Origin of the sequence: Hyphomonas atlantica corrig. (genome assembly GCF_017795365.1) — a bacterium.
GTDB lineage: Bacteria > Pseudomonadota > Alphaproteobacteria > Caulobacterales > Hyphomonadaceae > Hyphomonas > Hyphomonas atlantica.
Genome location: NZ_CP051254.1, coordinates 20,363 through 45,588, shown reverse-complemented (window position 1 = coordinate 45,588; position 25,226 = coordinate 20,363). Strand labels below are relative to the sequence as shown.

Annotated in this window: 25 protein-coding genes; 17 read left to right on the top strand and 8 right to left on the bottom strand. The window is 57.6% G+C overall.

Annotated elements, in window-relative coordinates:
• The first annotated feature begins 34 nt into the window (after window positions 1–34).
• Window positions 35–1,372: a mechanosensitive ion channel domain-containing protein gene (locus HF931_RS00225; protein ID WP_273241353.1), complete on the top strand. Its 1,338-nt coding sequence runs from the start codon at window positions 35–37 to the stop codon at window positions 1,370–1,372.
• Between the two features lie 4 nt (window positions 1,373–1,376).
• On the opposite strand, the gene HF931_RS00220 is transcribed toward HF931_RS00225, so the two are convergent.
• Window positions 1,377–2,579: a methionine gamma-lyase gene (locus HF931_RS00220; RefSeq protein WP_273011100.1), complete on the bottom strand. Its 1,203-nt coding sequence runs from the start codon at window positions 2,577–2,579 to the stop codon at window positions 1,377–1,379.
• A gap of 113 nt (window positions 2,580–2,692) precedes the next feature.
• Here HF931_RS00220 and HF931_RS00215 point away from each other — a divergent pair, with 113 nt between their 5' ends.
• The 14 genes from HF931_RS00215 (at window position 2,693) to HF931_RS00150 (ending at window position 15,813) form a co-directional block, all read left to right on the top strand.
• Window positions 2,693–3,157 (top strand): Lrp/AsnC family transcriptional regulator, encoded by a 465-nt coding sequence (locus HF931_RS00215; protein ID WP_035551356.1) that lies wholly within the window; start codon window positions 2,693–2,695, stop codon window positions 3,155–3,157.
• A gap of 128 nt (window positions 3,158–3,285) precedes the next feature.
• On the top strand, window positions 3,286–6,138 hold the full coding sequence (locus HF931_RS00210) for a [protein-PII] uridylyltransferase (protein WP_273241351.1): 2,853 nt from the start codon (window positions 3,286–3,288) through the stop codon (window positions 6,136–6,138).
• 22 nt (window positions 6,139–6,160) lie between these two features.
• Window positions 6,161–7,717, top strand: a complete 1,557-nt coding sequence (gene murJ, locus HF931_RS00205; protein ID WP_035550966.1) for a murein biosynthesis integral membrane protein MurJ — start codon at window positions 6,161–6,163, stop codon at window positions 7,715–7,717.
• Between the two features lie 24 nt (window positions 7,718–7,741).
• Window positions 7,742–8,779, top strand: a complete 1,038-nt coding sequence (gene trpS, locus HF931_RS00200; RefSeq protein ID WP_273241348.1) for a tryptophan--tRNA ligase — start codon at window positions 7,742–7,744, stop codon at window positions 8,777–8,779.
• A gap of 86 nt (window positions 8,780–8,865) precedes the next feature.
• Window positions 8,866–9,321 (top strand): copper chaperone PCu(A)C, encoded by a 456-nt coding sequence (locus tag HF931_RS00195; RefSeq protein ID WP_051602633.1) that lies wholly within the window; start codon window positions 8,866–8,868, stop codon window positions 9,319–9,321.
• Window positions 9,322–9,570: 249 nt separating this feature from the next.
• The gene (locus tag HF931_RS00190) at window positions 9,571–10,572 is read left to right on the top strand and encodes a hypothetical protein (protein WP_273241347.1); all 1,002 of its coding nucleotides are present in this window, start codon (window positions 9,571–9,573) and stop codon (window positions 10,570–10,572) included.
• A gap of 83 nt (window positions 10,573–10,655) precedes the next feature.
• Window positions 10,656–11,234 carry a NifU family protein gene (locus HF931_RS00185; RefSeq protein WP_273241346.1) on the top strand — a complete coding sequence of 193 codons (579 nt, stop codon included), beginning with the start codon at window positions 10,656–10,658 and terminating at the stop codon, window positions 11,232–11,234.
• A 98-nt stretch (window positions 11,235–11,332) separates the two neighbouring features.
• On the top strand, window positions 11,333–11,932 hold the full coding sequence (locus HF931_RS00180; protein ID WP_273241345.1) for a malonic semialdehyde reductase: 600 nt from the start codon (window positions 11,333–11,335) through the stop codon (window positions 11,930–11,932).
• A gap of 6 nt (window positions 11,933–11,938) precedes the next feature.
• Window positions 11,939–12,583, top strand: a complete 645-nt coding sequence (gene tsaB, locus HF931_RS00175) for a tRNA (adenosine(37)-N6)-threonylcarbamoyltransferase complex dimerization subunit type 1 TsaB (protein ID WP_273241344.1) — start codon at window positions 11,939–11,941, stop codon at window positions 12,581–12,583.
• Window positions 12,583–13,041: a GNAT family N-acetyltransferase gene (locus HF931_RS00170; RefSeq protein WP_051602635.1), complete on the top strand. Its 459-nt coding sequence runs from the start codon at window positions 12,583–12,585 to the stop codon at window positions 13,039–13,041. The genes tsaB and HF931_RS00170 overlap by 1 nt, the downstream gene beginning before the upstream one ends.
• 68 nt (window positions 13,042–13,109) lie before the next feature.
• Window positions 13,110–13,988: a dienelactone hydrolase family protein gene (locus HF931_RS00165; protein WP_273241343.1), complete on the top strand. Its 879-nt coding sequence runs from the start codon at window positions 13,110–13,112 to the stop codon at window positions 13,986–13,988.
• A gap of 84 nt (window positions 13,989–14,072) precedes the next feature.
• A complete protein-coding gene (locus HF931_RS00160) occupies window positions 14,073–14,486 on the top strand; it encodes a Fur family transcriptional regulator (protein WP_035550984.1) in 414 nt (137 codons plus the stop codon).
• Window positions 14,487–14,655: 169 nt separating this feature from the next.
• Window positions 14,656–15,381 carry a hypothetical protein gene (locus tag HF931_RS00155; RefSeq protein WP_035550986.1) on the top strand — a complete coding sequence of 242 codons (726 nt, stop codon included), beginning with the start codon at window positions 14,656–14,658 and terminating at the stop codon, window positions 15,379–15,381.
• Between the two features lie 18 nt (window positions 15,382–15,399).
• Window positions 15,400–15,813, top strand: coding sequence for a DUF1489 family protein (locus HF931_RS00150; RefSeq protein ID WP_273241341.1), 414 nt, complete (start codon window positions 15,400–15,402; stop codon window positions 15,811–15,813).
• Window positions 15,814–15,816: 3 nt separating this feature from the next.
• Here the strand turns inward: HF931_RS00150 and HF931_RS00145 are convergent, their stop codons facing one another.
• The gene (locus HF931_RS00145) at window positions 15,817–16,698 is read right to left on the bottom strand and encodes an alpha/beta hydrolase (RefSeq protein WP_273014726.1); all 882 of its coding nucleotides are present in this window, start codon (window positions 16,696–16,698) and stop codon (window positions 15,817–15,819) included.
• 103 nt (window positions 16,699–16,801) lie between these two features.
• Between HF931_RS00145 and HF931_RS00140 the strand changes: the two genes are divergently transcribed.
• Together HF931_RS00140 and HF931_RS00135 are read left to right on the top strand one after the other, a co-directional pair.
• Entirely contained in the window at window positions 16,802–18,028 is a 1,227-nt protein-coding gene (locus tag HF931_RS00140) for a kynureninase/PvdN C-terminal domain-containing protein (protein WP_273241339.1), read from the top strand.
• A complete protein-coding gene (locus HF931_RS00135) occupies window positions 18,028–18,849 on the top strand; it encodes a sulfite exporter TauE/SafE family protein (protein ID WP_273241337.1) in 822 nt (273 codons plus the stop codon). The genes HF931_RS00140 and HF931_RS00135 overlap by 1 nt, the downstream gene beginning before the upstream one ends.
• On the opposite strand, the gene HF931_RS00130 is transcribed toward HF931_RS00135, so the two are convergent.
• The 6 genes from HF931_RS00130 to HF931_RS00105 form a co-directional block, all read right to left on the bottom strand.
• Window positions 18,846–19,814, bottom strand: a complete 969-nt coding sequence (locus HF931_RS00130) for a HupE/UreJ family protein (protein ID WP_273241335.1) — start codon at window positions 19,812–19,814, stop codon at window positions 18,846–18,848. The genes HF931_RS00135 and HF931_RS00130 overlap by 4 nt on opposite strands.
• Window positions 19,814–20,647 carry a peptidylprolyl isomerase gene (locus HF931_RS00125; protein WP_273241333.1) on the bottom strand — a complete coding sequence of 278 codons (834 nt, stop codon included), beginning with the start codon at window positions 20,645–20,647 and terminating at the stop codon, window positions 19,814–19,816. The genes HF931_RS00130 and HF931_RS00125 overlap by 1 nt, the downstream gene beginning before the upstream one ends.
• A gap of 14 nt (window positions 20,648–20,661) precedes the next feature.
• Window positions 20,662–22,572, bottom strand: a complete 1,911-nt coding sequence (locus HF931_RS00120) for a DUF3604 domain-containing protein (RefSeq protein WP_273241331.1) — start codon at window positions 22,570–22,572, stop codon at window positions 20,662–20,664.
• Window positions 22,573–22,663: 91 nt separating this feature from the next.
• Window positions 22,664–23,032: a hypothetical protein gene (locus tag HF931_RS00115; protein WP_273241329.1), complete on the bottom strand. Its 369-nt coding sequence runs from the start codon at window positions 23,030–23,032 to the stop codon at window positions 22,664–22,666.
• A 13-nt stretch (window positions 23,033–23,045) separates the two neighbouring features.
• Window positions 23,046–23,876, bottom strand: a complete 831-nt coding sequence (locus tag HF931_RS00110; protein ID WP_273241327.1) for a universal stress protein — start codon at window positions 23,874–23,876, stop codon at window positions 23,046–23,048.
• A 78-nt stretch (window positions 23,877–23,954) separates the two neighbouring features.
• A complete protein-coding gene (locus HF931_RS00105; protein ID WP_273241325.1) occupies window positions 23,955–24,995 on the bottom strand; it encodes a Leu/Phe/Val dehydrogenase in 1,041 nt (346 codons plus the stop codon).
• Between the last annotated feature and the right edge of the window lie 231 nt (window positions 24,996–25,226).

Here is a 25,226-nt window from a genome sequence, read left to right as displayed (position 1 = left end):
TTGCTCGCTGGCAAATGGAGTATGCGTCAGTCTGATGATGCTTTGCATTGCGGTGGTCGGCCCGATAGCGTTTGCACAATCATCAGGGCCGATCGAGGATCCTACGCCTGCTATCCAGACTCCGCCACCACAGGCGAGCGATTCAGAAATCAAGACGCGTATTTCCGGTATTTTCGATGAGATTGCTACGCTGCGCAAAGTGACCGTGGACGTAAGCCACGGTGTGGTCACTCTGGGTGGAGAAGTGGCGAACACGGCTGCGGAAGTTCGCGCTGAAGAAATTGCCCTGCGCGTGAATGGGGTTGTCACAGTTGAGAACCAGATAGAAAGAAGGTTATCGGTAGATAATGGTGACGGGCCGTTTTTCGGAGACCCCTCCGGGAGGCTGGACAAGCTTTACCGCGCTTTACCACTGTATGGCGCAGCCCTCGCGGTTTTCCTGTTCCTGGCTTTACTGGGGCATCTTGTGGCCTCGTGGCGTAGCCTGTGGCGTTGGGCGCTCCCGAATCCCTTCCTTGAGGAGTTGGTGTCCGGCGCGTTCCGAATACTGATGCTGTTGGTTGCGCTGATCGTCTCAATGAATGTGCTTGGCGCGACTGCATTGATGGGAACGATCCTGGGCGGTGCTGGCGTGATTGGCCTGGCAATCGGCATTTCGGTCCGTGATACGCTGGAAAACTATGTGTCCTCAATCATGCTCAGTGTACGCCAACCGTTCCGGGCGAACGAGCACGTTGTCATCGATGAGCATGAGGGAAAGGTGATGCGGTTAACTTCGCGTTCGACCATCCTGATGACGCTGGACGGCAACCATCTACGCATTCCTAACTCCGCTGTCTTCAAGGCAGTGATTCTGAATTATACGCGTAACCCAGAGCGCCGTTTTGAATTTGAACTCGGTGTTGACGCAGCTGATGATCCTGTGGCGGCAATGCAGATAGGCCTCGATCGACTGAAGGCCATGTCGTTCGTGCTATCCCGCCCAGAGCCTGAAGCACTCGTGCAGACTGTCGGAGACTCAAATATTGTGCTGCGCTTCATGGGCTGGGTTGATCAAAGGCAAACGAATTTCGCCAAGGCCCGAGGTCTTGCGATCGTCGCTACCAAGGATGTCTTGGAAGAGGGGGGCTTCACCTTGCCGGAACCGATTTATCGTGTTCGCTTCGATAGCGGCGTGGAAGATGCATTAAAAAGCGCAAAGCCTGAAAGCCGCGGCGCTGGGGCAGCTGAACAGCCGCGCGTGAAAGCTCGACCGAGTTCAAATTATGATTCCGATGTCGCGGCTGACAATACGATTGATGAGAAAGTCGACGCCGAACGTGCCAGCAGTTCTGAGGCTGACTTGCTGGACGAACAAATACCCGTTGAATAGGAATTTAGCTGCGATCGCTACCGAGTGCCATATCCAAATCTGTCAGCAGGTCCTTTGAATCCTCCAATCCGACCGACAGACGGACGAGGCCATCTGAAATGCCGTGGGCGAGGCGTTCTTCCTGAGAGTAGGTCGAATGGGTCATGCTGGCGGGGTGTTGGATCAGAGACTCGGCGTCCCCAAGGCTTACGGCGCGCTGGATGAGCTGTAGTCGGTCCATCATTCTCGTCCCGGCCTCAAACCCGTCGGCCAGTTCAAAGGCGATCATGCCGCCAAAGTCCGCCATCTGGCGTTTGGCCAGATCGTGCTGAGGGTGGCTTGGCAGACCGGGATAGTGCACGGCTGAAACGGCGGGATGCTGTTCGAGCCAGTTGGCGATGCGAAGGCCGCTTTCAGAATGGCGCATCATCCTTAGCTGGAGGGTTTTGAGGCCCCGGATGACCAGCATGGCGGTCAGGGGCGCCATCACTGAGCCGGTCATGTCCTTCACACCAATCAGGCGAATGTCCTGAACAAGGTCAGCCGGGCCACACACAGCACCTGCCACCAGGTCTCCATGCCCGCCCAGATATTTGGTGGCGGAGTGGACAACCAGGTCCGCGCCAAGCTCAATCGGGCGCGTCAGCAAGGGCGTCGCGTAGGTGTTGTCTACAATGGTCAGTGCGCCGGCCTGTTTCGCGATTGACGACACCGCAGCGATGTCGACGAGGCGCATGTTGGGATTTGCTGGCGTTTCGAAGTACACAATCCGCGTCGTGTCGCTAATTGTCGCCTGCAGATTCTCCGGGTCTCTCAGATCCACATGCCGAACTTTGACACCGAAGCGAGACAATCCATCCCGCATGAACGCAAAGGTGCAGCCATAGAGCGTCTGGTCCGTGATGATCTCGTCGCCGGGTTTGACGAGCGTCCAGAGCGTCGAAGCAATCGCGCCCATTCCACTGGCCGTCGCAAGACCAGCCTCAGCCCCTTCAAGGTTCGCCAAGCGCGTTTCGAGGACTTCAAGCGTGGGGTTGGAGATGCGAGAATAGAAATGCCCTTCGGTTTCCCCCGCAAAAAGTGCCGAACCTGTTGCAGTATCGGGGAAAACGAAGGTAGACGTCATGTGGACGGGCGGAGTAAGAGAGTGCGAATGATTCGCAGGTGAGTAGCCATGATGAATGGCTCGGGTTGCAAATCCTGGATCGCGTGACGGTTTGAGGGCCATGGGGGAACCTTGCTGTCTGTCGAAGCAATATAGCAGCGCTCTCGGGACAGGTGCTGTCAATTTATGCCAAGCATGGCGTGATGATTGGCATATTATACCAGTTCGAGGGTGGTATGGATAAAATTGACGCTAAAATCGTTCAGGCCCTTCAAGAGGATGGCCGTCTGACGAATCAGGATCTCGCAGAGAAAATTGGATTGTCTCCATCTCCCTGTCTGCGCCGGGTTCGCAATCTGGAGAAGGCCGGTATCATCAAGGCCTATTCCGCGACGATCGACCAGAAGGCCTGCGGATACCCGATAACGTGCTTTGTCAGGATCCGCCTGTCTATCCATACAGAAGACACGATCCAGAAGTTCGAGAAGATTGTTGAGGAAACGCCTGAGATACTCGACTGCTACCTGATGGCAGGTGGCTCAGATTATCAGTTGCGAGTCGTAACGGGCAGCCTCGACGAATACGAGCAATTGGTAAGACAGACGTTTCAGAAGCTGCCGGGGATTTCATCGGTCGAGACCAGTTTCGCCTATGGCGTGGTCAAGAAATCCCGCGTGTTGCCGGTAAAGATCAATACCTGACCGGATGCGGGGCATTACGCCGCCGGATTGCCAGATTGGCAGCGCACCTGAGGTCGAGAAGCGGGAAAATCCGGCCTTCGGTGATCATGGCATAGGCGGGACAGTGTGACTTGCTATATAGGCTATCCATGAGCACAGATTCTCCCGCCAAACCCGCGCAAGAGCCCACTCTCGTTGAATCCCGCAACCGGACGAGCCGCCGGCCGGGCAAGTGGCGTATTTCAAACATCATTGATGGTCGCTCGCTGAGGGTGAAATTGACCACGGCAGCGCTTGATAATCTTGGGGACGCGCAGGCGATGCGCAAAGCGGCCCTGGATCATTTGCACGGCGCCATGTTCAGAGGCCGCATGATTGCGCAAGAACGACTGCAGCAAGGGGCGGACGGCCTGGATACGGCCCGATTACTTGCCGCCGTGCAGGATGAGGTTGTGCATGCGCTTTATGATTTCACCACCACGCACGTGCACCGTGCGCGCAACCCCACAGAGGCCGAGCGTCTCGCCATTCTCGCGACGGGAGGATACGGGCGAGGGGTGATGGCGCCGTCGTCAGATACGGACTTGCTTTTCCTGCGCGCCTACAAGGCCTCTCCGCACACGGAAAGCGTGATCGAGTACATGCTATACGCATTGTGGGACATGGGGCTGAAAGTTGGCAACGCATTCCGTACCCCAGCAGAATGTGTGAAGCTGGCTGCAGAAGACGTAACGATCAAGACGTCTCTGCTGGACTCTCGTTTCATCTGCGGTGATCAAGCTCTTTCCGACGAGATGATGTCGAAATTCATGAAGGAAGCCGTCGAAGGAAAAGACGCCGAGTTCATCATGGATAAGCTTGCCGAGCGCGACGCCCGTCATGCCCGACAGGGTGATGCGCGGTATGTGGTTGAGCCAAACATCAAGGAAGGCAAGGGCGGCCTTCGGGATCTGCAGACCCTCTACTGGATCGTGAAGCATATTTATGGTGGCGAGACTCTCGAAGACGTAATGAAGGGCGGACCGTTCACGCGTAGTGAGTATACGTCCTTTATTCGCTCGGCGAAGTTCATGTGGACGGTGCGTTGTCACCTGCATTATGTGACAGGGCGCGCGGAGGAACGTTTGAGCTTTGATCTGCAGCCGGAAATTGCGGCGCGTATGGGCTATCGGGACCGTACGGGGCAATTGGGTGTCGAGCGTTTCATGAAGCGCTATTTCCTCGTTTCGAAAGATGTTGGCGCGTTGACGCGCATTATCGCGGCGAAGCTGGAGGCTGAACAGAAGAAGAAGCCTGAAGGGTTCCGCAGACTGCTGCCACAGAAAACGCCGCAAGCCTTGGCTGACAAGGGGTTTGTGGTGGATGCCGGGCGGGTGAGCATCACATCTGAAGACGTGATGAAGGATGACCCGCTGAACATGCTCCGGCTCTTCATTATTGCCCGCAGGGAAGACAAGGACATTCATCCGAATGCCTTGTCGGCAATTACCCGGAACTTGCGTGCCCTGAATGAAAGCGTCCGTAGTTCCGACGAGGGAAGGCGGCTGATACTGGACGCTATTCTTGGCAGCAAGGAGCCTGGTCTCATCCTGCGGCGGATGAATGAAGCGGGCGTTCTGGGTAAGGCCATCCCCGAGTTTGGCGGTATCGTCGCCCAAACACAGTTCAACATGTATCATCATTACACGGTTGATGAGCATACGATCCGCGCAGTTGAGGCAATCGCGGAGATGGAGCAGATCAATGCCGAGCGCGTGCCGCTTGCGACCGAGATATTCCAGCTCGTTGAGAATCGCCGGGCGCTTTACCTTGCCATGCTGCTGCATGATACCGGAAAGGGAAAAGGCGACCAACAAATCGAAGGCATGAAGACAGCCACGCGGGCTTGTCAGCGTTTGGGCATTCCGGAAGACGAAACGGAATTGGTCGCCTGGTTGGTCGGCAACCATTTGGAGCTGAGTGAGACCGCGCAGAAGCGCGATATTTCTGACCCTCGAACGGTCACGCAGTTCGCCAATCTGGTTGGCTCGCTTGAGCGGTTGCGCTTGCTTTACATTCTGACGGCTGCGGACATTCGCGCAGTCGGACCGGGCGTATGGAATGCCTGGAAGGGGCAGCTGATGGCAGACCTCTACCACAATACGGCAGCTGCCTTGCGCGGCGGTCGGGCGGATGAATCGGGCGTACAGGCGCATCTTGAAGCAAGAGCGGAAGCGCGGCGGGAATCCGTTGTGGAGGAGCTGGGAAGCATTCCGCACACGCTGCTTGAGATGGAGACTGCATACTGGACAGGGTTTGATGTGCCGGACCTGACATGGCACGCCACAGCGCTGAAGGAGGGGGGGAGCGTCGTATGCTATCGTTTCCCGCCTGAAGGGGGGGCGCTCACGCTCATGGTCTGCGGGGAAGACCGGCCCGGCCTGTTTGCGGATCTTGCGGGAACCCTTGCAAACCTTGGGGCGAATGTTGTCTCAGCGCAGGTCTTTACCAATCGTAGCGGACGCATCCTCGACATCTTCATTCTTCAGGATGGCTCACAACAGCCTTATGGATTGAAGGACGCGTCCCGCCTGCAACGTCTGGAAACCGCATTGGAGCAGACCCTTTCGGGCACGAGCGTGAAAGAGCCAGCCGCTGCACGCATGGGACGGCGCGAAGCGGCCTTTCTGGTGCAACCATCCGCCCAGATACGGAATGATGTTTCGACGGAATATACGGTGGTCGACATCGCGGGCCGGGATCGTCCCGGGCTGCTTTATGATGTCGCGAGCGTTCTGGCAGAAAGCGATTTGTCTATCCATTCAGCGCATGTCGGATCGTATGGAGAGCGTATGTTCGATGCTTTTTACGTGCAGACGGCTGCTGGAGAGAAGCTCACGGATGCTGACCGGATTGAGACATTGAAAGAACGTCTTCTTGACGCATTGGGGCAGCATGAACCGGATGCACCGGAAACGCCGGCCAGGAAGCTGAAGCGATCACGCGCCGTGGACAGTTTCTGAGAATTCGATCAGGGGAGGCCGCATGAGCGTCGCTCGCAACACACTCGTGCAATCCTCGCTGACATTGGCCAGCCGCATTCTCGGTATGGTTCGCGACATTCTGCTTATCGCGAAAATTGGTGCCGGGCCGATTGGTGATGCCTGGGCAACGGCCCAACAGTTCCCGAACCTGTTCCGCCGGATTTTTGCTGAGGGGGCGTTCGCCTCTGCCTTTGTGCCGACATATGCCCGCACCTTGGAGGCAGAAGGTGCAGAGGCGGCGCGTGATGTGGCGCAGGAAGCGTTGAGAGTTCTGTTTGCGGCGACGGCAGCGCTGACCATCGTGGCGCAAATTTTCATGCCATGGGTGCTGTTGCTGATACACGGCGGACAGGCCGACGATCCGGAAAGCTATGGTTTGGCTGTGCTGCTGACGCGAATTACGATGCCATATCTGACGTTCATGGCCATCGCCGCCTTGTTGTCAGGGGTTTTGAACTCGGCCGAGCGATTTGTCTTGTCAGCAGGCGTGCCAACACTGCTGAATTTGTGTCTGATCCCGGCAGCCTTCGTCGCTCCGGACGCCGAGGGCACAGCCCTTGCCGCTGCGATGGCGTATTTTGTCGCCGGTCTTTTGCAGGCCGGCGCGCTTTGGTGGGGCGTCAATCGCCAAAAGGTTCGCCTCAGCCTGATTGGCTGGCCTAGGCTGACACCCGCCGTGAAGAAGGTTTTGAAGCTCGCCATACCCGGAACGATCGCGGCGTCCGGTACCCAGATCAACATTATCGTCAGCCAGTCGCTGGCGAGTTTCGAAGTCGGGGCGAAATCCTGGCTATATGCGGCTGATCGCTTGTATCAGTTGCCCCTTGGTCTGGTCGGCGTGGCGGTTGGTGTCGCGATTCTTCCTCGTCTCAGCCGTGCTGCGCGCGCGAGCGATGACGGTTCCAGTCGACAGACAATGGATGAAGGGATCGGGCTTGCCATGGCGCTGACCCTGCCAGCGGCGGCGGCGCTGATGATTGCGCCGGTCTTTCTGATCGATGCGTTCTTTACGCGCGGCGAATTCTTGCCATCTGATGCGGCCATGTCCGGAAGCGCGCTGTTCCATTTCGCCTGGGGGGTACCTGCCTTCGTTTTGATCAAGGTGCTCGCGCCGGCATTTTTTGCGCGGGAAGATACGAAGACCCCAATGCGCTATGCGCTCGTCTCCGTCGTCATCAATACCGTGCTGGGCGCGGGTCTTTTCTTCTGGATGAAATCGAATGGCGGGGCTGGGTTTATAGGTCTGGCCATCGCAACCTCCGTTGCTGCCTGGATGAACACGGCGCTGTTGGCGATGACCTTGCTGGCGCGGGGATGGTATACGCCCGGTCCGCGTCTTGTTTCTGGTGTGGTGCGTGCAGCTTTGGCCACCGCGATCATGTCTGCAGCGGTCTGGTTCATGCTCCAAAACCTGCCCGAGATCCGCGCGGAGTTGTGGGATTCCCGGATCGCTTCTGCCGCAGCCATCGTGTTCGCGGGCGGGGTAATTTACGCATTTGCCGCGCTTTTAACTGGGGCAATCCGCATTTCTGACATTCGACAGGCTTTGCGGCGCTAGACAAACGCGCTAAAGCGCCTGCCCATGACTGATACACCTGCATCCTATAGTGGCCCGCAACGCATTTTCTCGGGCATCCAGCCAACAGGCAACCTCCATCTGGGCAACTATCTCGGCGCCCTGAAGAAGTTCGTGGACCTGCAGGAAGATGGCTGGGATGCCGTTTACGCAGTTGTGGATTTGCACGCGATCACAATGCCGATGGAGAAGGGGGCTCTGCTCAGCCAGACCCGCCAGATTGCGGCGGCGTTCCTGGCCTGCGGCGTGGACCCCAAGAAATCCATCCTGTTCGCGCAGTCTTCAGTGAAGGCGCATGTCGAACTGGCATGGATCTTCAACTGTGTCGCCCGGATGGGTTGGGTCGAGCGGATGACCCAATTCAAGGACAAGGCGGGCAAGGATGCTGAGCGCGCTTCCGTTGGCCTGTTTACCTATCCGGTTCTGCAAGCGGCAGACATTCTGGCATACAAGGCAACGCATGTGCCCGTGGGCGAAGACCAGAAACAGCATCTGGAGCTCAGCCGCGATATCGCTGACCGCTTCAATCGTGAATATGATGCGCCAGGCTTTTTCCCGCTGCCAGAACCGCTCATCAAGGGGCCGGGCGCGCGCGTTATGAGCTTGAAAGACGGCACCAAGAAGATGTCGAAATCCGATCCATCGGAGCTCTCTCGCATCGCGCTTGTGGATGACGCCGACACGATTGCGAAGAAGATCAAGAAGGCGAAGACGGATTTGCTGGGTGATATGCCGAGCGAAGTGGATGGCCTTGAGGGCCGTCCGGAAGTTGAGAATCTGGTCGGCATTTACGCAGCGTTGTCAGGAGAAAGCGTCGAGGCAATCCTGAAACAGTATGGCGGACAGGGCTTTGGTGTATTCAAGCCGGCCCTGGCGGAGGTGACTGTGAATCATCTCTCGCCGATCACACAGCGCTATCGCGAAATTCTGGATGATCCGGCCTTTATTGATTCTGTCCTGCAGGACGGTGCAGAGCGGGCCGATGCGATTTCTGCTCCGGTTATCGCAGAGGTGCGGAAACTTGTCGGATTCTGGGGCGCCTGATCCGGCCTGCGGCAACGGGAGTTGTTGACCTTCGCCTGAAGTGGGGTAGGTCTCGTGTCGCTATCACACGGTTGGAGACCTGTACCATGCGTATCGCTTCTATCACTGCCGCTTTCGGACTTGTCGCTATGGTCGCCTGTGCGCCAGCACCAGAAACTGCGGAAAGCTCAGTGACGGCGAGCGGCGCATTCGTCGTGAAGCCTGCACCGGGGCGCGATGTTGCGGGTGGAGGACTGACTTTGACTGTTACGGGCGAGCCGATGTCACTGGTCGGCGCAGAGACCGATATTGCAGACACGGTTGAGCTTCATACGATGAGCATGGACGACGGCGTCATGAGAATGCGCAAGGTCGATCAGATGGACGTCACTGAAGATGCTCCGCTTGAGCTGAAGAGCGGCGGCAATCATCTGATGCTGTTTGGGGTTAGTCCTGACATTGAAATCGGTGAAACGGCGGAATTGGTCCTTACGCTGACCGATGCCGACGGCACTGAGTCAACCCTGACCACCCAGGCAGAGATACGCGGCCTCGGCGATTGAGCCTGATTTCGGCAATTCACTGCCGGATTTTGCCACGAGAAATTCCTGAAGATATGCCCCGCCCGGTCAAATCGCGGGCAGGCATGTTGCTTGCATATATTTAACAGTAAATAGACTGTTAATATCCGCTTTTTGCCTGCATAGTGCTTTAACCGCAACAGGCTTGGCGTGGGCATGTTTTGGAACAGGGTAGAGTGAATGGCATTTGATAGTCGTCTTCCAGCGGCGTACCAGGAGGAAGGTCCTGTGATGACCGTACTTGGCTCTGACCATCTCGTGACATTCGACTATGCAGAACCCAGCCCCATCATGTTGTTCGCTCAACGTTGGTGGCGCCGTACCATCACCTTGATGAAAGTGGGTGTCGTGATTGCCGCCGTTGGCGCGTATCCGATCATGACTGTCGCATCGAACAAGATTGATGACAGCCCGATTGAGGTGGCAGGCCAGGACTGGACCGTGCCAGCGGTGGGCGTGTCGATCGTGAAGATCGCACGCGAGCTGGAAGGCGCTGGCTGGGCGGGCGATCGTGCCAATTGGCACCCTCAGGCTCGATTGACTGCCATGCCGGCCTGGCAGGGCGCGACTGCTGATGCCTTGTCTGAACATACGAACTTGCTGGCTGAACTGACTGTGCAGGATGGCGAAGTTGATTCCGATCTCAAGGCTGCCGCGCGTTTGCTGATGGGCGTGGAGGGTGAAGATATGCGCCCGCGTCTCACAGCAGCCGCTGAAGCCTTGAACCGATATGATTCGCGGGCTGCCCGCGGATTGGCCACTACGCCGGCAAAACTCGACAAGCTGAAGGCGGAAGCGGCATTGTTCTCCGGGTGGGCTGAAGCGGACCGAAACGATTTGTCGCTTCAAGTGAATCAAGACGTCGTGGAGTGGCCCGCCAGCAAGACAGACATCGAGACCTTCTATGGCGCCAAAGCTCGCGCTCATATTGCGCAGCAGATGCTGGTTGCGGCCCGCAACTCCGAACCACGCCTTGCAAGATTGCCCGCCGTAAGTTCGGCTTTCGATCGGGCTGAACTGGCTTGGAGCCGCGCCGCTCAGATGCAGCCACTGATTGTGTCAAATCAGAACGGCGATGGTCCTTTTATGGCCAATCATCTGGCCAGCATCGGATTCTACCTCGGTGAAGCGCAGGACGCGTCGCAGAATCTCGCTGAAGCGTTGGCGCATGTACCAGCTGGAGCGCTGGAAAATGTGGCGTCGCTTGAAAAGCAACTGGCCGCCGCACCCTGAGACTTCACGCAATCCCTTGAACTGGTCGCTCGGCCAAGCCATCTGGTTGTCAAGACTGCAATCCAGAAAGGGCCCCCAAGGCCATGTTCATACAAACCGAACCCACGCCAAACCCGGACACCGTCAAATTCCTGCCCGGTCACCCTGTCGCGGGCGACGCCGGTCCGTTTGATTTCCCCGATGTTGCGAGCGCCCGCATCAGCCTGCTGGCGCGCGCACTGTTTCAGGTAGATGGCGTTGAGCGCGTGTTCTTGGGTAGCGATTTCGTGTCGATCAACAAGGATCCCGACAAGGAATGGAAGCACGTCAAACCGATGGTGCTGGCTGCGATCATGGATCACTACATGGCGGGTCTGCCAGTCGTGGAGGCAGGCGCGGCGTCTTCGGCCGACACCGAGGCTGATGTCAGCTATGAAGGCGAAGCTGCCGAGATCGTGGAAGAGATCCGCGAACTCATCGAAACGCGCGTTCGCCCTGCCGTGGCCCAGGATGGGGGTGATATCATCTTTCACAAGTTCGAGCCGGACACGGGAATTGTCCACTTGTCCATGCGAGGCGCGTGTGCCGGGTGTCCGTCGTCGACCATGACCCTGAAGCAAGGGATTGAGAACATGCTGAAGACTTATGTTCCGGAAGTAACGGCAGTCGAGGCCGTTCTGTAGCTTTGCCGGCATTGTCGCTGACGACATGTCATTGATTGTGCTTGCGTTTCCCGGCAAGACTTCTTGAAAGAACTTGTTTTGACGGAAGGATACAGGACATGGCCCATCCGGTGAATGACCATGCGCTCGACGTAATTTTTCGCGACGGCCGTAGCTATAACGGGTTTGAGGACAAGGACGTGCCGGAGATTCTGGTGCGGGCCGTCTATGACCTTTCCAAGATGGGGCCGACGAGCGCGAATTGCTCACCGGCGCGATTCGTCTTCGTTTCGTCAGAAGAAGGTAAATCGCGCCTGCTGCCATTGGTGTCCGAGGGCAACCAACAAAAGGTGAAGCAAGCGAAATGGTCCGTGATCATAGCTTATGACATGGAGTTCCAGGAAAAGATTCCGAAACTCTTTCCGCATAATCCGAGCGCGAAAACCTGGTTCGACAACAATAGGGAAGAAACGGCCTTTCGGAACGGAACGCTCCAGAGCGCTTACTTCCTGATGGCTGCGCGCTCACTTGGGCTCGATACGGGACCAATGTCCGGGTTCGACATGGATGGTGTGAACAAGGAATTTTTCGCATCTCAGGATGGCGAAGAAAAGAACTGGCGCGCCAACTGGATCTGCAATCTTGGCTATGGTGACCGGTCCAGCATCTTTGCACGCAGCCCGCGCTTGCGCTTTGAAGAGGCATGCAGGATCGTCTGACGTGTCATGATCGTCCTGGGACTGAATACAGCGTTCACCGCCATGGAAGCGGCTATCGTCAAGGATGGTGAAATCCTGGCCGATGCGCGCGAGACGATGGCGAGAGGGCAAGACAAGGCCTTGCCGGGCTTTGTGGAGCGGCTGTTGGCCGACGCAGGAATTGACCTGTCGGACATTGACAGGCTGGCCGTCGTGACGGGCCCCGGTAGTTTTACCGGCATTCGCATTGGCGTGGCCTACGCCCGCGGTTTGTCACTCGTCACGAATGTGCCGTGCGTAGGTGTCACCAGCATTGAAGCTGCCATTCCGGCGGGCATGAAAGACACGGCCCTGGGGTGTCTTGCGGCCCAGAAACGACCGCCTGAACAAACCTGGTGGGTGCAAGGTGTATCAGACAATGCGGGTATCGCAGATACGATAGAAGTCGGGCTGAATGAGCTGAAGGCCATGCTGACCGGATTTACCGCGCCCGTATTCATGCAATCGCCTGAGGCTTTGGAAGGTCAGGCAGATTTGCTGGACATTCGCCCGCTCAATCCCTCAGCCGTGACCGCTGCGCTCAAGGCACCGCTGTTCGACCCGGCATATCACACCCCTGCGCCCGTTTATGCGCGTGAGCCAGATGCGAAGCTGCCTGAGTTGAAATCCTGATGACCGGGCTTGTCATTCTGAGGCCAGACGATGCGCGGCAGCTGGCGACTCTACATGCGCAGTGTTTCGACGACGCGTGGGACGCCGCCGCGATTAGAGGACTGTTGGAGGATTCGAAGGTTCTGGCACTGGGCGTTGAGAGCGTCGGCGCAATCGTCGCCTTCCTGATTGCGCAGACGGTGGCGGGAGAAACCGATATTCTGACGGTGGCGACTGATCCGGCCGAGCGCAGGAAGGGGTTGGCCAGCCAGTTGATTGATGCCTTGATCGCACGTGCCGGCGAGCGGGGCGTGTCACGGATCATGCTGGACGTGGCGGAAGATAATGTGGCTGCACGTCAATTGTATCGAGATCATGGCTTCGTAGAAGATGGGCGGCGGCCACGATACTATCGAGCCGGAAGGGATATTCCTGTGGATGCTATCTTGATGTCCCGCATGCTTGGAATAGCCACATAGTTCCAGATCACGTTGGGCCTCGCGAGTTATTGGACTATGTTCCGGTCCAGACCGAGATGGAGGCCTTGATGTCGAATAAGCAGGATATTCCGCAAGAAGTGTACGAACTCTATGACGCCTATTGCCATGGCGACATTTCGCGACGGGCTTTTTTCTCAGGTCTCGGAAAGTATGCGGTGGGCGGCATGACGGTAACCAGCCTCGCGGCCTGTGTGATGCCGGATTATGCGAAGCAACAAACCCAACCCGGCGCGGACGGCCTTTATGAGGAAATGCTGATCTACAATTCGCCCAACGGAGCGGGTGAGATGGAAGGGTATTTCGTGCGACCTGCCAACGCCGCGGGAAAACTGCCCGGCATTGTGATCATTCACGAAAACCGCGGACTGAACCCTCATATTCGAGATGTTACGCGCCGAGCGGCTCAGGCAGGCTTTGTCGCCTTCGCGCCGGACGCCCTGTATCCGCTTGGGGGATATCCCGGAAATGACGATGATGGCCGCGCGATGCAGGCGAAACGTGATCGCGAAGGCATGGTGCAGGATTTCATGGCGGCAGCAGAATTCCTGCGCGGACATGTGGCGGTGAACGGCAAGGTCGGTTGCGTTGGCTTCTGCTTTGGCGGCGCCGTTTCCAATCTGATGGCGGTGCGCCAGCCCTGGCTGTCGGCCTCAGTTCCGTATTACGGTGGTTGGCCAACGGCAGATGAGGCCGCACAGGTTCAGGTCCCACTTCAGATCCATCTTGCCGGCCTTGATGAGCGCGTGAACGCCGGGTGGCCTGACTACAAGGCGGCGCTGGACGCCAATTCAGTGTCATATGAGGCATACATCTATCCGGGCGTGAACCACGGTTTCCACAATGACACGACGTCTCGCTACGATTCAGAGGCTGCGAAACTGGCATGGGAGCGCACTCTGGACTTTTTCCGCCTTCACCTCGTTTGAGACTGAAAATCATGAAAAATCAAACAGGGTTACGCTGCGTTCAATCGACTGGACTTCCCTGAAATGTGAGGGCAAAACACTTCCATGGATCGACTCGAAAAACTCTGTGCGGAAAAAGGATTGCGGATGACAGAGCCTCGGCGCGTCATTGCGCGGGTTCTTTCGCAATCTGATGACCACCCGGATGCAGAAGAACTGCATCGCCGTGCCAATTCCATGGATGCGTCAATATCCCTGGCGACTGTGTATCGAACGGTAAAACTGTTTGAAGACGCCGGTATCATTCAGGCTCACGACTTCCGCGACGGGCGCGCCCGTTATGAGGAAGTGCCTGATGAGCATCATGACCATCTGATCAATGTGAAGAATGGTGAGGTCGTCGAGTTCCACTCCGAAGAGATCGAACGACTACAGGTCGAGATTGCCAAGAAGCTTGGCTTCAAACTGGTGGACCATCGTCTCGAACTGTACGGTATTCCGCTCAAAGACGGCGAATAGCCCCCGCAAGTCTGCCATAAGCGCGGCCTGTTCAAGACCCGTAAAGCATTGCTCTAGCAGAATGGCCCGACAGGTTTGACCGGACGGGCCATTCGCGCGCGAAATTGATTGCGCTGCCAAAGATCAGCCGCATTCCGGACCTAATCACATTACGGGACGGTAATTCGATATGCTTCTGGCTTTTCTTGCGAGCTTTTTCCTCATGACGCAGGCGCCGCCACTGGATACGGCGCTTACGGCCACGGAAGCACCGACATCGCTGCGTGCAGCCTTCACCGTTGAACTCCAGAGCCAGCATGCCAGCCGTGTTTATTCGTATGATCCTCGCCGCGAAAAAGGGCAGCGCTGGCAAGTCGTCTCCTGGCAGGGCGAAGATGACGAACTCGAAGAGGTTGCCAGAACCTGGGCGAATGAAGCGGCTCCGGATGGCCGACTGTTTCCAGATGATTTGCGCGCGAGCATGGGGCGGCAAGTCAGTGTCGACGATATGGGACACGCTTGGCGAGTGTCGTTTCGCCACCACCCATCCACCAATGATGGCGAATTCGATGTATGGGCGGCCGAGCGCCTTCAGGCGTCTGCCTGGTTAGATCCGGTCGGCGAGCGGTTTCTGCGTATAGATTATCATTTGCCGAAGCCTGTTGCCGGTCCAGAAGGCGGTAAGCTAACGCGGTACGAGCAGAGCTATTTCATCCGGACGGAGCCGCGCTGGGGGATGAGCTATGTGTCGAGCTTCTCGATTGATCTGGAAGCGCGGGCGGCATTCCGAACGATGACACGACAATATTCGGCGAACATCATTCAGACGGAATTCTTCTTTGCGAGCGCAGAGGCCGAGGCGGAGTTTGAGGCCATTCGTAAGGGTCCGCAGCTGATGTCTGGATTGCCGCGCTGAGGTCGCTAGATTACTCGCATGACGATTCACATGGTGAAGCTCTGCGTCGGCGCGGATGATATCGACGATCTGGTCAATTGGCAGAAGCGTCTGATGAAACAGGGGCATGAACCCTTTCATCGCACACGCATGATGCCAAAGCAGAAAGACCAATTGCTTCAGGGCGGCTCTATCTATTGGGTGATCAAGGGCGCCATCCGCGTTCGTCAGCAAATCATCGATGTTCGCGAAGTGGCAGGGGATGGCCACACAATGTGTGAATTGGTGTTCGACCCTGAGCTCGTGCGGACATATGCCAAACCCAAGCGTCCATTCCAAGGCTGGCGGTATTTGAAACCGGGGGATGCGCCGCGCGATTTGGGTAGCAAGGAAGCGGCGGTGGATATTCCGCCGTCCCTTGATGCTGCACTGAAACACGCTGGCGTCTGGTAGGCCTTAGTCCGACAGTTCTGTCAGCAGGATTTCAGCCTGCAATTCGAACGCATCGCTGCCAGGCGCGATCAGCTCGACGTGGCCGGTCTCCAGTACGAGAATGGAACGGGCGTCGCTGCCGGCCGCCTTTGCCTTGTTGGAGTATTCCTCCCCGAGAATGGGCGGGGCAATCTGGTCTAGCGCGCCATTCACGCTGAATTGGTGGGCTGCGAATGGCAGGAGCTCGGCGGGCGACGTATCTGAAAAGACATCAGGTCGACCGCCTGACGCTGCACCCGTCAAATCATCCATGATGGCGCTCAAACAGCTTTCCAGCGTTACGGGAGCGGAAGCCTCCAAATCAGCCAGGCCGCCGGAATTTACAACGAGGTCGATATGAAGCGGATCTGATTGCCAGAGCGGGCTGGACTTTGGCAATTTGGGTCTCGCCGCGAGCCACAGCGCCAAATGGCCGCCTGCCGAGTGGCCGAACGCGCCGATGCGGTCGATCTTGAGATTGTAAGTGTCGGCATGCTCTCTCAGCGCGTCTGCGGCGTGTGCGACGTCCTCAAACGTGCCTGGGTAGCCGCCGCCATCTTCGTCCACGCCGCGATACTCAATGTTCCAGACGGCAAATCCCTTCTGGCGAAGGTCTTCGGCGGCGAAATCCATCAGCGAATGGTCTGCAACGGATTTCTGCCAGCACCCGCCATGAACCATGATTACAACCGGGTGGGGGCCATCCCCATCTGGCAGCCAAAGGTCGACGATATCAGTGTCGCGGGGCCCCGTTCGGATCGTATGAGGCGTTGTGGGGCGGTCTCGAGATAAGAGATCCGCCCAGCTCATCAGCGTCGGGGTGCTTGTGTCTTTCGGGGCCGGAGCAAGCTGCTCCGTGTCAGACATGTCGCATCCAGTCGCAAGAATTAGTGCGAGAGTCGCTAGGAAAGGTGCACGCATGGCATGATTGCTACTAGCCTCCGTGCGGTCTGTCATGCACAAACATGCGATGACCTTGATATCCCTTCCAGAATCCCGCGCAGAAGCGGAGGCATTGGATGAAGTCGACCCGCTGGCGCGGTGTCGTGCGGCCTTTGCGTTGCCAGAGGGGGTGACTTACCTCGTCGGACATTCCCTGGGGCCAGCGACAATTGGCGCGATGGAAGCGGTGCGGGAAGCATCCGAAGGCGCGTGGCTGAATGATCGTGTGGGCGCATGGAACAGCGCAGACTGGATTCAGCTGGCTGAACGTGTCGGTGGTCGTATTGCAAAATTGGTCGGAGCGGATGTGTCCGAGGTGATCGTGTGTGACAGCGTCTCGGTCAATCTGTTCAAACTGGCGGCAGCGGCCTTGCCGCTCGCGCGGACGCGTAGGCTTGTCGTTGAGACGGACGAATTTCCAACCGACCAGTATATTCTGGAAGGCCTGTCCGGTGTCGCGGATGTGGAGCTGATCCGCGCCGAACCGGGGCAGGGGCTTGCCCAGCTGAATGGCGGCGTACTGGTCAAAAGCCTCGTAAACTATCGCTCTGCCGACGTGGCGGATATGTTCGCGGATGAGGCTGCCGCGCAGAACGAGGGCGGCTGGATCGTCTGGGACCTTAGCCACGCGACGGGGGTGCTGGATGTTCAACTGGCCAAATCCCACGCAAGATTGGCCGCGGGCTGTACCTACAAATATCTGAATGGTGGCCCCGGCGCACCAGCCTTCCTTTACGCGCGCGGCGATGTAGCCGGTGAATTGTCTTCTCCTTTGCCTGGTTGGATGGGGCATGCCGCGCCATTTGAATTTACTTCTGACTACAAGCCCAAGCATGGCGCAGCGCGGTTTGCATGCGGAACGCCGCCAATTCTCTCGCTTGCTGCGTTGGATGGAGCACTGAAAGTGTTCGACGATGTTGCCATGCGCGACGTACAGGCCAAGTCCAGGTCGCTGGGGCAGATGTGCCTGATGATGGCGGAGGGCATGGGACTGGACATTGCGTCTCCGCTAGACCCTCAGCGGCGCGGTGGCCATGTCAGCCTTCGCCACCCTGACGGTTATCCTTTGGTACGCGCCATGGCGGATTGGGGGATTGAGGCAGATTTCCGGACCCCGCACACCATCCGGCTGGGGCTGTCTCCCTTGTTCCTGAGCTATGCCGAAATTTGGGATGCCATGTCTGAGCTTGCCGAGATCGTCGAAACGCGCAGCTGGGATACGGCGTGCTATCGCGAAAAGGCGATCGTCACCTGATGGAGTTGATTGTTCAGTATGCCCCTTTGCTGCTCGCACTCGCCGCAGCAGGGATCGCCGCTGGATTGGCCGCAGGCCTCTTCGGAATTGGGGGCGGGGCGATCATTGTGCCTGTGCTGTATTTTCTTTTTGAAGGGATGGGGTATGGAGAAACGGCCATGCATGTGGCCGTGTCCACATCACTTGCCACGATAATCCTGACATCCATCCGCAGCGTGATGGCGCACAATTCCCACGGCGCAGTGGATTGGAGCATAATTCGCGGTTGGGCGCCGTGGATTGTGGTCGGGGCTCTGCTCGGCATGGCCGCCAGTGGGTATCTTTCCAATCGCGGCCTGCTGGCGATTTTCGGATCTCTTGCCTTTCTGCTTGCGGCGCAGCTTTACTTTGGACGACCCACCTGGCGCTTGGCGGACGACATGCCACGCGGCTTTCAGCGTGCCGGATTGGGCACAGCCGTTGGGGCGCTGTCGGCACTGATGGGAATTGGTGGAGGCACATTCGGCGTCAGCCTGATGACACTGTGCGGACGTCCCATTCATCGCGCCGTGGCGACGGCGGCTGGGTGGGGTGTTGCGATTGGTTTGCCGGGCGCATTGGCGGCGATCTTCGTTGGATGGGGCGTGGACGGGCGCCCGCCATTCTCGCTTGGCAATGTGAATCTGGCCGCGTTCGCGCTGATTTCTACCTTTACCGTCACTATGGCGCCTATTGGCGCGAAGCTGGCGCACAAGCTGGATGCGGCCAAGCTGAAGCGATGGTTCGCAATCTTGCTGGCGGTCGTGGCGGCTCGCATGTTGTGGAAAGCGCTGGGCCTTTAGAAGAAGGTCGCCACAATTCGTTCGATCGCCCAATAGCTACCCGTGATTCCGATTGCATAGGCTGCAGCCGTCTTCACAGCGTGCTCCCCGTGGCGGTAAAGGCGAAACCCTAGCCAGGCGAGCGCGAGGAGGAACAGCACAAAGGCGACCTGCCCCGCTTCGACTCCCAGATTGAATAACAGTAGCGCCATTACTTCGGCGTCTCTTGGAAGACCGATTTCGGATAGCGCGCCAGCGAATCCAAATCCATGAATCAATCCGAACCCAAATGCGATGATCCAGGGGCGTGTCTGGGACAGGGTATCCCGACCCTGCATCCTGTAAATGGCTTCCGCTCCGAGCAGAGCGATACTCATGGCGATTGTGATCTCGACAGGCGGCCCGGGCAGCGTGATCCCGGCAAGAGACGAGGCCGCAAGCGTGATGGAATGGGCAATTGTGAAAGCGGTAACTGTGGCGAGCAATTGGCGCGGACGAACAAGAAGGACCAATCCGAGAACGAACAGCAAATGATCGTATCCGAAGATAATGTGCTCTACCCCGATGCGGAAATAAGCCAGCAAAGGTGCGCCCTGAGACTGACCCAGATCCACCGAGTTTGCCTCGGGTCGCAGGACGATCGAGATATCTTCATTCTCCAGCCGGTCCATGCGCAGGAACACGTCAGTGAGCGTGCGGTCCAGCCCCTCAATTGCCAGGGTGGCAGAGTTGAGATCACAGCTCATGGACCAACGCGTAATCAATGTAGCGGCAGGGGCCGACACACGCTCGTTCTCTCGTGTGCACCCCTCCGGGAATGACGGCTCGAGTTTCAGGCGACGTCCATCGAGAATGGGCTGTTTCCAGATGACGTCATAGTGCCCGGCTTCGGTTTCGTTGACTTCTAGATAGGCCGGGCGGACTTCGTGAGCCGCAGCGCACAAGGCGATCATAAAGGCAGCAAAGAGACTCAGGACGAAGCGCACTATTCGACGCCTTCAATCTCGACGGTATAGCGTGCAATAATGTCCTGGATTGCCTGCTCGTTCGCAATGCGCCGTGAATTCTCCAGCCAATCCTTGCGGACTTGATCCAAAATGTCGTCGAAGGGAATGACCGAGGCGGGTGTCGAACTTTCCAGCTTGACCAAATGAAGGCCAAAGGCGGAGGGGAGCGGACCTTGCCATTCATCTGATACGCTTAATTCAGAGAGTTCATTTGCGAACTCGCCCCCAAACTGCCGTGCGACCTCCCGAAGGGGCACATCACCATATTGGCGCTGCAGCATGAACGGGTCTCCGAGATTGTCCAAGGCGGTTGCCGATGAGGCGTTGAGCTGTGCGAGCGTATCGGCGGCATCTGTTTCGGTGCCGTCGCCGCGCACATCGGGGCTGAAATAGATGTGTGAGAATGTGAGGGTCGCGGGGGTTGTAAAACGCTCTGTATGCGTTGCGTGCCAATCCAGCATCTCATCACGCGTCGGTTCCGGGTCTTCTGCCAGATCGGACACGACAAAGCTCATCTTCTGGGCAAGTCGACGCGTGATGATCGTATCATCCCTGTCCAGCCCCAAGCGCCGGGCTTCGCGTGACAAGGCCTCGTCCCGCACAAGATCGGAGACCATCGCGGCCATATCCGCTTCACTCGGCAGTGCGCCTGCTTCAGACGTATATAGCGCGGCGAGACGTTCAAGCTCGCCCGTTGTCACTAGAATGGTCGAGTCAGCCTTGTCGGACCGGTTTTGCCAGACTGAGTAGGCGACAAAGATCAAGGTTGCCGCCAAGACGAAATGGGTCAGCGGATCGCGAAGTAATTTCACTGAAGTACCAATCCTTACTCGCTGGGGATGTACCAGATTGGCGAGGTGTAGGCCCGCTCCTGAATGGTTTGCGGTACATCAGGCCGAGGGGGAACGTTAGCTCGCATGGCTTCCCATGTCGACCAACGGCAACTCGGATTTTCCAGGACACGAACATAGTAGGTTGCGCGCCTTTCCGGATCGAATTCCGGATCTTGCCAAAGGGCTTTCAATTCGCTCGCGCCGTCGCCGGTTGGGGTGCAGGTTTTCATGTCGACTGCTGCGCCGTTGTCGGTGCACCGATGCGTATCCGGATCGGGCGTCCCATCATGACACGCCACATCATAAACGGCTTCGCCTTCTGAGGTGACCTTGATAATTTGAACGCTCTGCAGTGCGCCCATATTCGGATCGCGCTGTGCCCAGGCAAGGAATGTCGGGGCTGCACCATTGCCCACCAGGTCACTGCCCATCGGCACCCCGCCATCATAGGCAAGTCGGGTGAGATTGGAGTCAGATACTATGTCGTCGGAATAGTCGAACCCGGCAAAGAAGCGGACCTTCATCCGGGGGCCTGTGGTGGCGAATGTTTCCTTGCGGCGGAATGCGTCAAAGATGGATTCCCGCGTGTTTTCTTCCGCCCAAACGCCCGTCAAGCCAGACGCGCCCCAGCGCGAAAACCACTCCCGAGCATTCTGAACGATCTGGTTGTCTGGCTGTTCGTCCCAGCTCTTTGTACCGAAGAATGGGACGGACCCACGTTCCATTGGCGTGCCATCGACAATGCCAACCTTCGACCAGTAATCATTTTCGGCATAGGCGCCGCCGATAACATGACTGTCAGATGCCGCGACCAGGCCGAAGCGAAATGGATCAAATCCTTGCTCTTCCTGCAGTTTCAATCCGTTGCGATACGCTTCCCGGACATAGCTGCCTTCGGCCTTGGAAACTTCGTAGGAGGCAAGCAGGCGATCATAAATCTCGAAATCTGCCCATTCGTCGTTTGGCGAGAGGGCAGGGTGCGTTTCGCTGGTGCCTTTGACTTGCGTGACTTCGACAAGCGGCTCATTGCGCATGCGCTGCTCTGCATAGGCGGCATCAAGTGGGTCGCCATTATAAGTCTGCAGTCGGAACATGAGTCCGTCCGACACATTTGGATTATGCGGGATGGCAATGGATTCGTAACCTTCGGCGCGCTTGGCGTCCATCCAGTCCCAAAGGTCTTCGGGGTTGGTCGAGTCGAGCGTTGAGAAAGCGCGGTCAGGTGCGTCGCCCTTGAAGAAGACATTACGGTGGAGGTTGCCGCCAGCGAAGGATCCTTCCTCTTCATTGGCTGCCACGGACGTGTATTCATAGGCTGCGAATGTTGTGAACTCACCAGGTACATAGTGCCGGTCAGCCGCAGCGACATTTTGCATCCAGACCGAATCCATCACGTCCGTATCGTGCATTTCCGCGATCACTTCGCCGGAACGGACAGATGCGCCAACCCCCTGGAAGGCCGCAGTGATCCGGCCCGGATCGGTTGAGAACATGTCTTTCGCGCGGGGAAGTTCAGAAAGTTCCGTGCCGGGCGTATTCATGGCAGGCAGGATGCCTAGATACTCGGCGTGGTCTGTCACTGTGTAGAAATCAAGCGGACCGCCGGCAATGGTCATGTCAAAGCCGGAAGGGTGGGTGATCGTGTCCCCACGTGCAAACCGGTATGCATCATCGGCGGTCCTGCGAACATTGAAGATATACGCATCAAAGCTCGACCGGGTGTGGATATGAAGATCACCGAAATAGGCATTTCGGTCTTCATTGTATCCAGCTGTCCGCTCGGTCGATTGAGCATCTGTTTGCGTTTCTGCGGTATCGGTTTCCGGTGCAGACGATTCTGGCGCAGGGTTACTGCACGCAGCCAAAGCAATCGCCGAAACGGCGAGGCTCAGATATCTCTTCATGTTTTCCTCCCAATGGGCAGGTTTCCTGCTCTCATTGGTGGAAATAGTGCGCCGTTATTACAGCTGTGTCCAGCTTGACGCCCGGTAAAGACTAGACGGGGCTGATGTCGGTAATCTTGTATGTAAGGGGTGTTTCGCCGTGGCTGGCGATGGTGACATATTCGCCTTCCTTGAAGACATGATCACCAAGCCGGTAGCCGGATTCATCATCGCCCTCATCATCTTCATCATAGTGAAAGAACCAGCGGCTGCCCCGATGGGTCAGTTTGCCGGTGGCGTGCTCATCGGGATCCGGGCTGAACCGAACGACATGGCAGGCATCACGGTGCGCCCGCCAGGCTTCAACATCAATCTGCCCGGACGTGTCCAGCGGGGCGACCAGCGTGTAGCCCTGACCGGCGTCGCCGTTCGGCAGGCCAGGATTGCGGGCAAGTTGGAGTACAATCTTGGACAGGCTCATGTCTGAGTCTCCTTTAGTGGGCCAGAGCAAGTGCGGGGGCATGTTCCGCGTTCAAAAGGCGCCGTGTCGTGCCACCGAAGATCCGCTCAGCCAGACGCGAATGACCGTAGGCGCCCGCAAGGATCATGCTGGCATTTGTGCCTTTGGCCATGGCGAGCAGTCCGGATGCGACTTCACCTTCGATTTCCATCAGGCGCGATGAAATACCCTGCAACAGAAGCCAGTCGGAAAGGGCCTCCGGGGCGGCGATTTCCCTTTCAGGATCCTTGTTCAGATCGTCTGTGTTCTGTGCGATGATGACATCGCCAATTGCGCGGAGGAGGGGAAGGTGGAAGCGGACAGCGCGTGCGGCGCCATTACTGCCGTCCCACGCGATGATCGCCGGACCTGACATGTCGGTCGATGTTCCTGCCAGAACAACAGGCAAGTGTGCGTCCATCAGCACATGGTCAAAACCGATATTCAGCGGTTGCGAGGCATCTGTGGCCGTACGCGGAAAGATCACTGCATCAGCCAAGGCCGCAGCGTTAGCCGCAGCGCGTTCGACAGTGTTCACTTCATGCTTGAATTCGCAAGTGATGTCGTCGACGCCCTGCTTTGCCGCCAGAAAGGCTTCGCGGGCATTGGCAAGCACTTCTTCCTGCATGTCGAAGATGGATTGAGTGGCAACGCCGGTCAGTCCCGCAGCTTCCGGCGTCGCGATCACCATCATGGCAGAGTTCGGATCGGGAAGGGCGCACAAGGCACGCACTGGAACGTTCATGCGACGGGCCAATGACAGCGCAGTCTCTACGGTGGCACGGTCGGTCTCAACCGTTCCCTGCAACATGGCTACTACGGACATTGTCTCACTCCTCGTGTCGATCAGCTTCGATAGGATATGTGTAACATCTATCGCAGAGAACGAACTAAGTGAGACTACCTAATCTGTTCGGCCAATCCGTTGGCGGGCGATCCGGTCTGCCACATGGTTGGTCGGCTCGTTTGTCTCAAGCGCCGCGTCCAGGACTTCTCCAAGCGTTTCCATAAGTGTTTGGACCTTGGCATCTACCCATTCACGCGAATAGGTGCCGGATATCTCTGCGCATACATTGATGATCCCGCCGCCATTGATGACATAGTCCGGCGCATAGAGGATTCCCCGGCGACGGAGCAGTTCACCCATTTCAGGCACGATCAGCTGATTGTTCGCGCCTCCGGCGATGGCCTTCACACGAAACCGCTCAAGCGTCTGCTCGTTGACAATCGCGCCCAGCGCGTTTGGTGAGAAGATGTCCGCCTCGGCGTCATAAATCTCATCCGGCGCCACGATCCGTGCTCCGGTGCGGGATGACACGTCCGCCAGTGCCACCTGATCAATATCGGTGATGATCAGATTTGCGCCTGCCTTGGCCAGATGTTCGCAAACATGACCGCCAACCGACCCCACTCCTTGAACTGCGATCGTCCGGCCATTCAGGTCGTCGGTTCCGAAGGCACGCTTGGCGGTTTCGCGAATGCCCAGATAGATACCCATGGCTGTTATCGGGGAGGGGTCACCGCTTGCTGCGATGCCCTGGTCCAACCCGGCTACATGCGCCGTCTCTTCGCGCACGATCTGCATGTCGGCGACATCAATCCCAACGTCTTCTGCCGTGATGTATTTGCCTTGCAGGCTCTCCACCGCCCGCCCGAATGCGCGGAACAAGTCCTGAGATTTGTCGGTCTTTGCATTACCCCAGATGACTGCTTTGCCGCCGCCCAGTGGAATGTCGGCCATGGCGTTCTTGTAGCTCATACCGTGGCTGAGGCGCAGCGCGTCGCGCAGCATGGCTTCGCCGGTGTCATAATTCCACATACGGCATCCGCCCGCCGCAGGGCCTCGCGCCGTTGAATGGATCGCGACAATCGCCCTCAGGCCGCTTGCCGCATCGTGAAACATGTGCACGCCCTCATGGGCATCGAAGGAAGAATGGTCAAACATGCGAGGGATCGTCAGTTGCAAATGAAACGAAAGCCGCGTGTAGGCCCTCGTAGTTGACCGCGTCAACAGGGCCAGCGCTCTTGGACTTGGCGTGAAAATGGCATATCTGCCGTGCCGCAGGCCACCAAGGGTCGCAATCAAGCGTCAGGAGCCACAGGAATACGCTCGAAAACCATTCAGATCACTCATCTGATGCAGACTGCTTAACCACGCAATGCGTTGACACCTCAG